General features: G+C 68.5%; 8 protein-coding genes. 4 read left to right on the top strand and 4 right to left on the bottom strand.

Features of this window, described 5'->3' with window-relative positions:
• Nucleotides 1-75: 75 nt before the first annotated feature.
• Together ACFHYQ_RS26340 and ACFHYQ_RS26335 are read right to left on the bottom strand one after the other, a co-directional pair.
• Nucleotides 76-1761 carry an outer membrane protein assembly factor BamB family protein gene (locus ACFHYQ_RS26340; protein WP_394303831.1) on the bottom strand — a complete coding sequence of 562 codons (1686 nt, stop codon included), beginning with the start codon at nucleotides 1759-1761 and terminating at the stop codon, nucleotides 76-78.
• Between the two features lie 76 nt (nucleotides 1762-1837).
• On the bottom strand, nucleotides 1838-3472 hold the full coding sequence (locus ACFHYQ_RS26335) for a carboxylesterase/lipase family protein (protein ID WP_394303830.1): 1635 nt from the start codon (nucleotides 3470-3472) through the stop codon (nucleotides 1838-1840).
• Between the two features lie 543 nt (nucleotides 3473-4015).
• Here ACFHYQ_RS26335 and ACFHYQ_RS26330 point away from each other — a divergent pair.
• From ACFHYQ_RS26330 to ACFHYQ_RS26315, 4 genes are all read left to right on the top strand, one after another.
• Complete coding sequence (locus tag ACFHYQ_RS26330; RefSeq protein ID WP_394303829.1) at nucleotides 4016-5005, top strand: ABC transporter substrate-binding protein; 990 nt, start codon at nucleotides 4016-4018, stop codon at nucleotides 5003-5005.
• Complete coding sequence (locus ACFHYQ_RS26325) at nucleotides 5002-5784, top strand: ABC transporter permease (RefSeq protein ID WP_394303828.1); 783 nt, start codon at nucleotides 5002-5004, stop codon at nucleotides 5782-5784. Before ACFHYQ_RS26330 ends, ACFHYQ_RS26325 begins: the two co-directional genes overlap by 4 nt.
• Nucleotides 5781-6563, top strand: coding sequence for an ABC transporter permease (locus ACFHYQ_RS26320; RefSeq protein WP_394303827.1), 783 nt, complete (start codon nucleotides 5781-5783; stop codon nucleotides 6561-6563). The genes ACFHYQ_RS26325 and ACFHYQ_RS26320 overlap by 4 nt, the downstream gene beginning before the upstream one ends.
• A gap of 339 nt (nucleotides 6564-6902) precedes the next feature.
• On the top strand, nucleotides 6903-7322 hold the full coding sequence (locus ACFHYQ_RS26315) for a hypothetical protein (RefSeq protein ID WP_394303826.1): 420 nt from the start codon (nucleotides 6903-6905) through the stop codon (nucleotides 7320-7322).
• A 6-nt stretch (nucleotides 7323-7328) separates the two neighbouring features.
• Here ACFHYQ_RS26315 and ACFHYQ_RS26310 read toward each other — a convergent pair whose 3' ends face one another.
• Nucleotides 7329-12248, bottom strand: coding sequence for a class I SAM-dependent DNA methyltransferase (locus ACFHYQ_RS26310; RefSeq protein ID WP_394303825.1), 4920 nt, complete (start codon nucleotides 12246-12248; stop codon nucleotides 7329-7331).
• Nucleotides 12249-12307: 59 nt separating this feature from the next.
• Nucleotides 12308-13939 (bottom strand): serine/threonine-protein kinase, encoded by a 1632-nt coding sequence (locus ACFHYQ_RS26305; RefSeq protein WP_394303824.1) that lies wholly within the window; start codon nucleotides 13937-13939, stop codon nucleotides 12308-12310.
• Nucleotides 13940-13980 lie beyond the last annotated feature (41 nt).

Raw genomic sequence — 13980 nt, 5'->3', positions numbered from 1 at the left:
GGCTCTCGCCGGTACGGTCGCCCGGTGCCGCCTCCCGCGGGGAGAGCGGCACCGGGCATCGGAGGAGGGATCGCGTCAGAGGCCGAAGGCCAGGAGGACCGAACCGCGGCCGGGGTTGGGGTACGGGGTGAACATGTAGCCCGACTGCACGAAGAGCATGCCGTGTGAGACGACCGCGCCGCCCGCGCCGGACACCGCACCGCCGCGTCCCGGCAGGCCGTTGACGCCGTCGACCGGTGTCATCGTGTCGTAGGTCCACAGCACCTTGCCAGTGCGCGCGGAGTAGGCCCGCATCTTGCCGTCCATGCTGCCCAGCCAGACCAGGCCGGGCGTCGTGGTCACCGCGGGGCCGTGGCCGAGCTGGCAGATAGCGGGGTACTGCGTCGCGCCGCCGGTGGTGCAGCCGTCCTCCGGATTGGGGGTCTTCCAGATGATGTGGCCGTTGGCCGGGTCGAGGGCGAACAGCGTGCCCGGCCTGCCCATGTACGTCGAGACGTACAGTCGTCCGCCGTCGAAGCTGGTGCCCCACTGAATGCCGGACAGGCCACCGCCGGGCATCGGCTCGGACAGCTGGCGCTGCCAGACGATCTTCCCGGTCCTGGCGTCGAGCACGTGGAAGACGCCGGACTTCTGGCCGATGCCGATCAGGCGTCTGCCACCCGCGCTGAAGATGTTGGGGGCGGCGCCCAGATCGAAGTCGAGCGCGGTGCCGTCCGGCAGGTTCGGGCAATATTGCCGGTCCTCAGGGGTGGGGATCGAGCATTCCAGCCGCCAGGTGTCGACGTCGGTCATCTTGCGGGTCCAGCGGGCTTTGCCGGTGGTGATGTCCAGCGCCAGCACCGAGTCGTAGTCGCCCCCGCTTCCGGTGTAGTTCTGCCCGGTCCCGACGTACAGGGTCCGGGTGAACGGATCGATGGCGGGGGTGCTCCACACGCCCGCACCGGACGGTTCGTACCTGGGCTGACCGTTCGGCCAGGTGCCGTTCTGCCTGGGCTCGGGCACCGTGTAGTAGCGCCAGACCAACCTGCCGGTCTCGGCGTCCAGGGCGTCGACATGGCCGCGGAAGGTGCAACAGGGGAAGTCCTTGCCGATGATGTTCTGGCCGCTGGAGACGCCGACGTAGACGCGGTTCCCGTAGACGATCGGCGAGCTGGTCAGGCCGACGGCCACCTGGTCGTCCAGTTGCTTCCACCAGACCAGCTTGCCGGTGCGCTGGTTCAGCGCGTAGAAGGAGCCCCGGCCGTCGCCGAAGTACACCTTGCCCCGCGCGACGGCAGGCCCGTCCTGCACCACGGCGCCCTGGCCGGGCGGGCCGACCGTGCCCAGGTCGAAGTCCCATTTCGCGGCGCCGGTTCGCGCGTTACGGGCGTAGAAGTGTCCGTCGGGGGCGCCGAAGTAGACGGTGTCACCGACGACGGCGGGCTGGCTGTGCGGCGTGCCCGCGTTCTCGGGGTAGGCGAATGCCCACTTCAGCTTCAGGCGGCCCACGTTGCCCGGTGTGATCCGATGTTCGAAGGCGTTGAACCGTGAGCCCACCGGGTCCTTCTGCCAGCTCGGCCAGTCCTCCCCCGGCAACTCGATCGGGAAGAGCCCGCTCCCGTCGGGGTCGGTCGTCTCTGGGACGGTCGTCGCGGGGGCGGCCGCGGATGGATCCGCGGAAGGGTCCGCCGACGCGCCCGCCGTGCCCGGCAGCAGGGCCAGGCATGAGGCGGCCACCACCGCGGCGATCTTCGACAACGTCGTTCGCTGTTTCCGATGCATTTCCGTCTCTTCTCATCATCAGGGGGGAGGCCCGGACCCCCGCGTACGGGAGGCCGGGCCTGTGAGGGACGGCCGTTCAGCGGGTGAACGGGGCGTGTTTGTTCCAGAAAACGCAGTTGTGCTGCTTGGCGATCTCCTCCGTCAGCTGGCTGTCACCCGCGGGCGCCAGCGACATGACGCCGGGGTGGGAGCGGGTGAACCTGGGCCAGTACGGCGCGCCGTCGACCGTCGGGTCGCCGGTGCGGGCGAACCCGGTCCACTGGGTGACCAGTTGCGTGGCGAAGACCCGCTGGTTGGCGCTCACGTCGGCGCCGGGCGGCGCGAGCAGGAACGGCACCTCGTTGACGTGGTAGGAGCCGTTCGGCTTGGTCGCGTCCAGGAAGAACATCGGCGGCGCGTCGGCGTTGTCGACCTGGAAGGCGTAGACGGGGATGCGGCGGGCCAGCCGTTCGTGGTTGAGCAGGGCGGGACAGACCGAGTTGGAGTCGGCCACGATGGTGCGGGAGGCGATGAACGCCGCCGGCTCGGGGAACCGGTTCAGGGGGTAGCGCTTGAACACCTCGGGGGCGAGGCGGCCGTACTGCTCCCTGACCAGGGCTTCGTACTCCTCCGGAGTGTTCGCGACCTGGAGTTGCACCTCGTCGCGGTCGACGCCGTGCATGAGGGCGACGTTGTTGACGCGTCCTCTGGTGAACGCCTCGGCGGGCGACATCGGCAGGATCTCACCGTCGACGATCGGGGCCAGCGTGCCCTTGTCGGGGCCGATGCCGTCGCCGGCCTTCTCCAGCAGCGTCTTGACGGGCACCGCGCGCAGGCAGGCGGCCACGTCGGCGGCGCCACCGCAGCCGACGGCCGCGGCGAAGCGGTCGCCGGTGCGCTCCGCCTCCTTCAGGGTCGGCAGGTCGGACTTGCAGTCCTGCGGCTGCCACATGCTGTCCTTGCCCAGCAGCGAGTTGTACTCGCCGCTCTGGGCGATCCCCTTCTGGAACAGTCCCTTGGCGGCCGGTGAGGTGGTCTGGGCGCACACGCTGGACCCGCCGGCGGACGCGCCGTAGATGGTCACGTTCCCGGGGTCTCCGCCGAACCGGGAGATGTTGCGGCGCACCCAGCGCAGCGCCTCCTGCTGGTCGCGCAGGGCGTAGTTCCCCGAGCGCGCGCCCAACGACCGGTGCGCGAGGAACCCGAGGATGCCGAGCCGGTAGTCGACGCTGACATGCACGACGTTCCCCGTACGGGCGAGGTGCGCGCCGTCGGAGGACGCGCCGAGCCGGAAGCCGCCGCCGTGGAACTCCACCATGACCGGCAGCGCCTTGCGGCCGGTGTCCGCCGGGGCGGCGACGTTCAGCTTCAGGCAGTCCTCGTCGGTCGACTCGGGGGTGAGGAACTCCGGCTGCGGGCAGGGGGTGCCCGTGGCCGTCGCTTGGAGGACCGTCGTCCACGGGGCGTGCGGCTTGGGCGGCGCCCAGCGCAGCTCACCCGTGGGGGGCTCGGCGTAGGGGACCGCGAGCCATGTCTTGACGCCGTCGGCCGACAGGCCGCAGACCGAGCCCCTGTCGGTCTGGATCGTCGTGCCGGGCGCGCACACGACGGCCGTACGCGCGGCGGTGGAAGGGGATGCCACGGCCGTCGGCGCCGCCGCGGCGACCGTGGTCACGGCCATGAGGAGTGACACGAGCACGGCGATGGCGCGGTGCCGTTTCTCCGTCTTCATATGGTTTCCTTGGTGGACCGACAACAGAACGGGGTGAGCCGCCGGGGCACCCACCAGTGACCGTTTTGGACCTGTTGGGCGATTGCGCACGAATGAACGCCCCGATGACTGATCGTATAAGAAATCAGTTAGGAGAATTTGTCAAGTTACCGGCACAGTCGAAGGGTCATCGCGAAGCCGGACACAACCCCCGAAATAATATCGGCGCCGATTTGGTCGTGAATCGAATACACAGACTTAGTGATATCGGAGCCTGTGACATGCCGGCATCGAGTGGCGAGTCTGATTCGAATACACCATCCGGAAGCCACCGGAAACATCAATTACATTCCGTGACGGGTCAAAGGGCGCATAACCATCAGTAATAATCAGAATTACACGCTGAAATAGGTCTTTTATCCGACAAAGCACCCATCTTGCCGATGGGCCTCGATCTTCCTCCGGTAAACTGCCGCTCATGTTGTGCCGCAGCCTCCGATCGGGGCGGGTTACCGCTATTTCTTCCCTCATTGAGATGCGGTTTTCCCAGGATAAGGAGACATTATGAGAATCGGGACCGTCATCCGTACGTCCCTCGCCGGGCTCGCCGCGGTCATCGCGCTTGCCGCGTGCGGCGGTTCTGGAACAGAGGAAGTGAGCGCCGCCAGCAGTGCCGGTGGTCTCGAGAAAACCACGCTCAACCTCGGTGTCGTGCCCGTCCCCTCGGCGGCGCCGCTGTTCCTGGCGTTGGAGAGAGGATTCTTCGAGGAAGAGGGCCTGACCATCAAGACGGAGACCATCCAGGCTCCGCAGGCGGTCATGCCCAAGATTCTGAATGGCAGCATGGATGTCTTCCTCACCACCTATGTCTCGCTGATCTCCATCCAGGACTCCGGCGCCGCCAAGTTGAAGATGCTCGTCGAGTCCCAGCAGGGAGCTCCTGGCATAAACGGCCTCTACGTCACCGAAGGCTCCCCGGTGAAGTCGCTTCAGGACCTCAAGGGCAAGACGGTCGCGGTGAACGTGCTCAAGGCCCTGGGCGAGGTCACCGTCAGCGCTCACCTGAAGGTCGCCGGGCTGGCTCCGACCGATGTGAAGTTCGTGCCCATCCCCTTCGACCAGCAGCTCGCCGCGCTGAAGTCGGGACAGGTCGACGCCGCCTGGCTCAGCGAGCCCTACATCTCGGCGGCGCGGAAGGACCTCGGTGCGGTCCAACTGGTCGACACCCTGAGCGGCCCGACGGCCGACCTGCCGCTGGACGGCTGGGGCGCCACCGCCGACTGGATCGAGAAGTACCCGAAGACCGCCGCCGCGTTCCAGCGGGCGATCGGCAAGGCCCAGCAGATCGCCGCGTCCGACCGCGAGGCGCTCAACCAGGTGATCCCGACCTTCACTCAGATCCCGGCCGAGGTGGCCTCCACCATGTCGATGGGCACCTTCTCCACCTCGCTCGACGCCACCCGGACCCAGCGTGTGGCCGACCTGATGGCGGAGTTCGGCATCACGAAGACCAAGATCGACGCCAACCAGCTCGTGGCGGCCCCGCCGCAATGAGGGTACGGACGATCCTCCGCGGCGCCATCGGCGTCGCGGGGTTTGTTCTCGTCATGGAAGTCCTCGGCAGGACCGGGGTGATCGATCCCTACACGGTGCCGCTGGCGTCGGACGTGCTGGCCAAGACGGTCGTCCTGGCGGGGGACGCCGCGTTCCTCGCCAAGGTCGGCGACACACTGTCGGCGGCGGTCATCGGGCTGCTGCTGGCCATCGTGATCGCCGTACCCGCCGGAGTGGTCCTGGGCACGCTGCCGAGGGTGGAGACGGCGGTGCGGCCGCTGGTGGAGTTTCTGCGGCCCATCCCCTCGGTGGCCCTGATCCCGCTGGCGTTGTTCGTGTTCACCGGCGGCGCCCAGGCGGAGATCGCGCTGATCGTGTTCACCTCGTCCTGGCCCCTGCTGATCAACACCTGGTACGGCGTGCGGGATGTGGACCCGCTGGCCAAGGAGACCATGCGCAGCTTCGGTTTCGGCCCGGCGGCGATCGTGGCGCGAGTGCTGCTGCCCAGCGCCGCGCCGTTCATCCTCACCGGGGTGCGGATCGCCGCCTCGGTCACGTTGATCGTGGCGGTGAGCGTGGAGCTGGTCGCGGGCGGCGACAGCGGGATCGGCACGTTCCTGACCGACCAGGGCACCGCCGGAGTGAACCGGCGTGATGTGATGCTGGCGGCGGTGACATGGACCGGGATGATCGGGTTGCTGGTCAACATCGCGCTGGTGGCCGCCGAGCGCCGGCTGTTTCGCCGGCATCACGCCCGTGCCGGGCAGGAGGCGGCGTGAGGCTCCTGAGAGGTCTGGCCCGGCTGTGGGTCGTGCCGGTGGCGTTGGCGGCGTGGGAGGTGCTCACCCGCCTGGCGCAGGCTCCCTATTTTCCTCCGCCGTCGACGATCGCGGCCCGGTCACATGAGCTGTGGTTCAGCGGGCCGGCCACGCGATTGTTCCTCAGCGATGAGGCGGTGCGGCATCTGCTGCCGAGCCTGTGGCGGCTGGCGGTCGGCTGGGCCGGCGCCTGCCTGGCCGGTGTGCTGGTGGGCATCGCGGTGGGCAGGTCGCGGCGGCTGGCCGAGTACGTCAACCCGCTGATTCATTTCGGCCGGTCGATCCCGCCGCCGACCCTGCTGCCGATCTTTTTGGTGTTGTTCGGGGTGGGCACCCCGACCCAGCTGGCCGCGATCGTGTTCGGAGTGTTGTGGCCGGTGCTGCTGAACAGCGTGGACGGGGCGCGGGACGTGGACCGGCAGTACCTGGAGACCGCTGAGGTGTTCCACCTGTCCCGCGGTCAGCGGCTGTGGCGGATCATTTTGCCGGCCGCGGCGCCGAAGGTGTTCGCCGGGTTACGGCTGAGCGTGTCCCTGGCACTGGTCATGATGATCATCTCCGAGCTGGTCGGCAGCACCGAGGGGATCGGATACCGGATGCTGCAGGACGCGCTCGACATTCCCGCGATGTGGACGGCCATCGTGCTGATCGGGGTCCTTGGTTTCGTGCTGAACGCCGCGTTCGTGAGAGCCGAACGGTGGATCCTCGCCTGGCACTACAGTGCCAGGAAATCGACATGACGAAGACACTCTCTGTGAACTTAATACACGCTTGACTGGCGGCACCTGATTGTCCTAGTTTGTCGGTTGTGCAAGATGACAGCAGGAGCGGACCACACACGTCGGATGTGATCCCTCAGAAGATCGTCGCCCGGCTGCGTGTCGGCCGGGCCTGGACCGTCGAGCTCCACGACGGGTTGGGATTCGCCGCCGGTCGGCTCGGCACGTGGCTGGGCGTCCGTGAGACGGCCGTCGGTCCGGTGCTCCGGGTCGAGGTACGGCTCGCGCGAGGCGTCGCGGACGCCGCCCCGCTGTGGGACTTCGTCCGGGAGCGGCAGCGGCAGGAGGTCCTCCTCGGAAATGCTGGACGAGAGCGTCGCCGAGCCGGCCGACTCGCCGAGCATCGCCGTCGACTTCCCGACGTGTGCGGAGAGCGTGCTGCACTGCGATCGCGACCACCCGGGCCATGTGCCGAAAGGCCCACTGTTCGGTCTGGGATGGGATCGCTGGAACCACGTCCGCCGCGGACTGCCGGGTCGGGAGAGCGAGAAGGTCACCGACCTGGTGGTGACCGACGAGGGGACCGTCTCCTTCGCCGTGTCCGGTGAGAACGCGCGGACCGTCACCGGCTGGAACCACACCCCGCAGCGTCTGCGGGAGCACTGCCGCGGCAGCGCCAAACTTCGCTGGCACGACTCCCTGCGGCTGCTGGAAATCGGCACCCTGCGCTTCCACATCGCCACAGGCGGCCCATCACCCTGCACCGCCCGGCACACGTAGCCGCGTTCACATAGTGCGGCTTACCGCTTGCCGCTGGCGGTCGGAGAAGGCGGTGTGGGCCTGGTGGTACTCGGCCTGGCGGTCGGCCTTGTGGAACGGCGCGGCGTACCCCTCGGGGACGGGGCCGTTGATCTCGGGGTCGAGGTGGGCCGTGAGCTGCTCGAAGTGCTGCCTGGTCTGGCCGTGCCCATAGGTGTTGTGGTTGCCCGCGATCTTCCGGCCGTCGGCGTCGAACCAGATCCGCGCCTCGTAGTCGCGTAGGACCGGATAGCGAGACCGGTAGACGGCGACGAGCTGCTCGGCGCTCATACCCAGCCAGAGCGCGACCAGCGCATCCAGCTCGACCAGAGCGGCCCTGCGCTCCCGTTCAGTGCGAAGCGGGGTGGCGTAGGCCCACTCCGGGGTGACTGCGGCCGGGTCCCCGAGCGGCCTGAGCCCCGGCCATTCGGCGGCCCACCGCTCGTCGTTCCAGGCCGGGTCGTACAGCTCGGCCCACAGCGGGGCGTAGGCGCCGGTCAGGCAGTTGAGGCGGAGTGTGCGGAGCAGCAGCGCCGAGGCCAGCGGGTGGTCCGGATCGGCGGCGGGCATGGCCCTCGCCTCGACGTCCTGCAGGTTGGCCTTGCCCGTCAGCCTCAGCAAATAGTCCAGCGGCAATGAAGCCCAGAATCCCGCCGCCAGAACAGTGCCGCGGTCATCGCCGAGCGCCAAACTGTATACGGAATGGATATGCGCGGGACCGGGCGGGACAAGCGCGGCGAACAGCGATCTCTCGGTATCGAAGGGGATCATTTTCCGCCAGGCCAGCCGATAGGACTCGGTGTGCCGGCGGACCACGCCGTCTCCGCCCACCCACCGGTCCTGGGCGGCGAGGTAGGCCTCCTCGTCGCAGGCCCGCCCGTAGTTCGTCACGGGAACGGCGTCTTCGCGGAGGGCTGTCAGGTCCCAGGCAGACCAGTCGCGGTTGGTCCGGCACGGAATGTTCGGCTGCTTGTTGTACGGCGTCGCCTGCACGAAGTGCGGCCCCTGAAGGATGACGGCGTCCAGAGATCCGGGGTGACCGGTCCCCCACCGGATCAGGCCGTCCTTCTTGGCGTTCGCCTCGTCGTACCCTCGGCTGATCCGTGGGCTGTCCGCACCCAGTCGCCGCTCGTAGGCCGCCAGAGCCTCGATCGCCCCTGCCTCGGCGGTGGTCACCGGATAGAGCAGCGGGGTCTGGTCGACGGGGGCGTCGGCGGAGTCCGTGAGTCTCCGCCACCGGGCGAGCAATGATTCGTCCACCCGGATGAGGCGTTCTCTGTGCGGACGCAACTCCCACTTGCCGTCATGTTTGATCCCCGGTAGTTCGCCGATGCCGTCATGGTCCAGCGATGTCATGAGTGTTTCCGGGTAGAAGAGCCAACTCGCGTTGGTGAACCCGACAACCCTCGATGAGCCGTAGACGTTCACTCCGAACTGACGCGTTCCCTCGATTTCGAACAACTCGTAGCGGTTGGAGAAATGAGCGCGGAACCGCAGGTGGCGGTAGGCGGCCGCGCGAAGGCCGCCTTCCTTCACCCCTCCGAAGTGCGTATCGGGGTGGATGAGACCCGCGGTTCCGCGATGGCCGAGGTTGGCCCAGACCCGGCACATGAACGCGCGGTAAAGGTCAGGCTGCGTGCCGGCCAGCAGCGGGTAGAGGATGCCGGAACCGAGGAACTCGGCCGTGCCCGCGTTGTCCGACAGCTCGTTCAGGTAGTAGGCCCGCGCGGTCTCCTCGGCCAGCACGGCGGCCCTACGGTCGCGCCACTCGGCGATGCCCGGCTTCGCCGCGAGCTTGAACCATGGCTCCAACTGGGCGAGAACGGCATCCTCCGTCCAGGTCGGCCGCACCCACGGCGGGTTGCCGACCTGGAGGTCGAAGCCGCCCTCGGCGAAGACCTGGGCGAACTGGAGCTCCCAGTGGAAGAAGCCGTGCCGATCGGCGACATCGTCGACCACGTTCACCCAGGGAAAACGCTCCGCCAGCTTGAGCTCGGAGTCCATGCCCGTCCGGGTGCGGAGCTCGTTCTCGAGCACCTCCAGGTCGTCGTCGAGTGATGCGAAAACCGCGCCGAGCGAGTCCTCGGGAATGTCGGCGCGGCCGAGAACGGCCTCGGCGAAGTCGAGCCAGTCGTCCAGGGTCGCCAGCGGGATCACCGGGCGCGGCGGCTTCAAGGTGGCAGCAAGACCGTCGTCGGGCCGGGGCCCGCGGGCAGCGGACCCGGCCGCGTAGATCTCGTCGGAGCCGTCGAGCAGACCGACGCGGTCGAGGGGCCAGAACCAGAGGGCACACCAGGCGTCCATGACCTTCTTCAAACGCCAGTACGGCGTGCCGGGCGCGGTGAGGTCGCCGTAGACCTTCTCCTTGGGCTCCTTGGGCTCCTTGGGCTCCTTGGGCTCCTTGGGCTCCTTGGGCTCCTTGGGCTCCTTGGGCACGGCGTCGACCGGCTGCTCGATCCAGTCGGCGCCCCAGACGTCGATCCTGCGGCTGATCTCCCGCTCGGAGATGGCCAGCCGCTGCCGGGCCAGGTCCCACAGGTGCTCGGCCCGTTTCGACAGCGATTGGAGGCGCTCGAGCTGGGTGTGCTTCTGGCCCTGCTCCTTCTTGTCGGAGACGCTCTTGTGCAGCTGCCTGCGCCAGGCGGCGAGCTTCTTGGCCTGCTCGGGAGCCAGCTCCTTGGCCTCCTTGGCTCCGGCGACCGCGCCCCAGCCCTCGGCGGGGAGCAGGAAGTGGTGGACCCTGCCCGCCGGCAGCTCCCCTGCCGAGAACGGCAGGTCCTCTGGGGCCTCCTTCAGCCACGTCCCCTTGGTCAACGAATCCGGGCCGTACACGCGACGGCCCGCGCCGATGAGCGAGTTGCCGCGGCGCAGGTGGAGGCCGAACCAGGGAGCCCGCAGGCCGGGGTGCATGACGTTGAGCCAGAGCGAGACCTCGGCCAGCTCGATCGCGGTCTCGTTGAGGTCGACGCCGTAGGAGTTGTGCAGCGCGATGTACGCCTTGACCTTCCGCAGCTCCTCCTCGTACGCCTCGGGGTCGATCGAGACGCCCAGCTCCTGCTGGCGGCGCCTGAGGTACTCGGCGGCGACCTGGTTGATGGCCTCGTTGAGGAACGCGCCGGAGCCCAGGGCGGGCTCGCAGATCGTCCACTCCAGGATCTCCCGAGCCGGGGTGACCGTGTCGTCCTGGTCGAGGCGATGCTTGAGGGCGAGCTGAACGGTGACCCGGGTCAGCGACTCCGGGGTGTAGTAGGAGGCGCTGGTCTCCCGGTCGCGGCCGGCCAGGCGGTAGACGAACGACCCCTTCGGATAGCGGACGTACTCGTCGAGCTTGTCGCCGTCCTCGTCGACGGCGTGGACGAATACCTCCGACGGGTAGTCGCCGACCCTGGAGGCCGGGATCAGCCACGAGCCGTCCTTCGGGTCGCCGCCCTTGGCGACCTCGTACAGCTCCTCGGTGGCGATGAACCCGGTGTACGACATCAGGCCCTCATACACCGCGCCGAGCTGGTTGATGCCGAGCTGGGCGTACGAGATGAACCCGCCGCGCTCCTTCTTCCGCCCGCTGGTGAGCATGAGCCTGCGCAGCACCTTGTAGAGCGCCTCGTTGCGCAGCCGGGTGTCGACGCGCGGCGCGTCCGGGTCATCATCGTCCAGGGAGATCGCGTTCCGGCCGATGAGCTTGATCGCCTCCGGCTCGAACAGGTCGGAGCGGAGCGGCTCGAACCGCAGGCCCTCCCCCCCTGAGCCCTCAGAGCCGTTGTTGACCATGCGGAACAGCAGGTTGAGCGACTCATAAAGATGGAAGGAGCCCCGCGCCTCCTCCCCCGTCAGGTCGCGTACCACCAGGTCGCCCAGGCGGGCCAGGCTGTAGCCCCTGACGTAGTCATCGTCGTCCGTCGGGAGGATGCCCAGCTCGGGGCGGGCCTCGGCGTAGAGCAGGAACAGGATCCGGTAGAGGTAGCGCAGCGCCTCGCGGCCCAGCTCCTTCGCCAGGGCGGCCGGCTCCACGATCTGCTCGGGCCGTACGCCCTGGGCGCGAATACGCGCCAGCACCTCGTTGGCGATCAGCTCGACCGAGTCCTTCAGGCCGTCGCGCAGCTCCTTGGACACCCCGACCGCGTGACCGCGGGACCGGTCGAGCAGCTCGGCGAGCGGCTCGGCGCCGCCCTCCTCCGGCGGCAGCAGCGAGTCGGCGCCGAACAGCGCGGCGATCGTGCCCAGCTCGGCCTCGTTGCCCCGGCCGAGCGCGACGTCGAGGCTGACCGCGAGGTAGCGGCCCTCGCCCCAGACCGCGCGGTCGGCGAGCACGACCACGCCACCGGCGAGGATGAGCACGTAGCGCGGCGGCTCCTCGGCGGTCAGCAGCCAGGAGGCGAGCCTGGTGCCGGAGGTGATCTCCTCGGTGTTGCCGAGCCGACCGTGTTTGGCCAGATGGAGGGGTGCGAGCAGCCGCCCGGCCCGGTCGTCGTCGAGGGCGGCGTCCACGTCGGCGGCCCAGCCGCACTCGATCGCGACCAGCTGCCGGTCGGCGTAGGCGACCTCGACGGCGTACTCCTTGCCCGCCCGTTCCACAATCAGCTCGCGCGGGCCCGCGTCATAGCCGAGGGCGCGCAGCACCGCGCCGTGGAGCTCGCCCAACTCCTTGCGCCACTCGGCGCGCTCGGTGGGGGTGGTCAGCTCCACGCCGTCGCTCAGCCGCGCGTCGAGCTCCGCGAAGTAGGGCCGCTCGGCGAAGTACTGCTTGGCGAGAGCGCGCAGCCCCTTACGCGGGGTGAGGCGACCGGCCTTCTCCTGCTCGTTCCAGCGGGCGAACAGGCCGCCGGGCTTCTTCAGGTCCTTGGGCAGCACCTCGGCCAGGTAGTGGGCCGAGAAGTAGTCGCCGCGGTTGACCAGCGAGTCGAAGCCCATCGGTGTTCCAGTTCCCGAAGCCGCATAGGAACCTCTTGCCGATTCCGAGCTTCGACGTCTCAGCGTTCACCATTCAAGCTGCCCAGGACCTCGACGATTTTCATCACGTTGGGGTGGCCGCCGCCGTATTCACGCTTGAGATCAGGCAGCAGATCCGTCAGAGTCCTCCTCGCCCGGGTCTGATCACCCGCGCCGAGTTCGAGCAGCCCGATTTGGCGTCGCAACTCCAGCACCCGGTCCTCGTCGACCCCGAACCGCTTCTCGTCCTCCAGCAAACGATTGAGCTGCGCGAGTGCGATGGTGACCTCGCCCACGGCGGCATGACAGTTCGCCTCCATCAAGCGCAGGCGCAGAACGAGATCGTCGTCAGGCCCGTCCCGCCGCGTCAGCTGGGCGACGAGTCCGGCGAACTCGGGAACCGCCCGGCGATAGTCGCCGGCCAGGAACAGCATGTCCGCCAACTCGAGGCGCAACGAGATCACATCGGGGTTGTCCGCGCCGAGCTCATGTGCCGCGGGCTCCACGACCCTGGCGAGCAGCTCCGCGGCCTGCGTGAAACGCGTCTCGGCCTTGAGCTCGCGCGCGTCCATTCGCGCCATCTCGATATCGCTCGGTCTGAAGCGCTCGGGGCCGCTCGGCCTGACGGGTTCGGTCGCGGCGGCAGGCACATCGGGGGCGGCGGCAGGCAGATCGGACGTGGCGCGCACGGGTTCGGTCCTGCCCGTTTCCGCCTTCGGCGAGGCGCCGATCCGGCCCACGACGCCTGCGTACATCCGGACCGGATGACGTGCGACGGCGTCCACGTAGCCGGGGAACGAGGGCAGGTCGCGGCAGAAATCCAGGAGGCGCTCGTAGACCACGGTGGCCGACGCGGGCCTGTTGTCCGGCGACTTCTCCAGCAGCCACAGGACCAGCCGTTCCAGGCCTTCGGGCACGTCGCGCCGCCGTCGGCGCAACGGCCGCGGCGCTCGGGCCACATGGTTCTGCACGGACGCCAGGGGCGTCGCGCCGCTGAACTGGTTCTCCCCCGACAGCATTTCGTCCAGCACCACGCCGAGGGCGTACAGATCGCTCTGTGGAGTCGTCGAACCGGCCATCGCCTGCTCAGGTGCCACGTATTCGGGGGTGCCGACCATGACACCGGTCTGGGTGAGCCTGGTCGCGGTGGGCGAGAGCGCGGCGGCGATTCCGAAGTCCAGCACCTTGACCGTGCCATCGGGACTCAGCATGAGGTTGCTCGGCTTCAGGTCCCGGTGGACCAGGGAGTTGTCATGGGCCACCGTGAGCACCGAGCACATCTGCGCGGCGATCGCCGCGGCCCAGGCGACCGGGATCTCGGTCTCGTCGAGCAGTGTGGCGATGGAGCAGCCGTTGATCAGCTGCATGACCAGGTAGAGCTCTTCCCCGTGGGTGCCGCAGTCGTAGACGGCGGGGACGCCCGGGTGTTCCAGACGTGCCGTGATCCGTGACTCGCGGACGAAGCGCTGCGTGAGCTCCCTGTCCGGTTTGCCGTCCGGCAGCCGATCGACACGGATGAACTTGATCGCTATCCGCCGGTCCAGGCGCTTGTCGTAGCCGAACCAGACCTCGCCCATGCCACCGCCGCGTCGCGACAGGGGATCCAGCTCGTAACGATCGTCGATAATCCGCCTGCTCAACCCGGCTGCCTTCCGCGAAGCCACCCTGTTCATCAGGAGAAATTACCCGATCGGCGATGAGTGCGCAGGTGACT

Source organism: Sphaerimonospora cavernae, assembly GCF_042435035.1.
In the GTDB taxonomy this organism is placed as follows: domain Bacteria; phylum Actinomycetota; class Actinomycetes; order Streptosporangiales; family Streptosporangiaceae; genus Sphaerimonospora; species Sphaerimonospora cavernae.
Note: the sequence above shows the minus strand (reverse complement) of the source record. Positions and strands in the feature narration are given on the sequence as shown.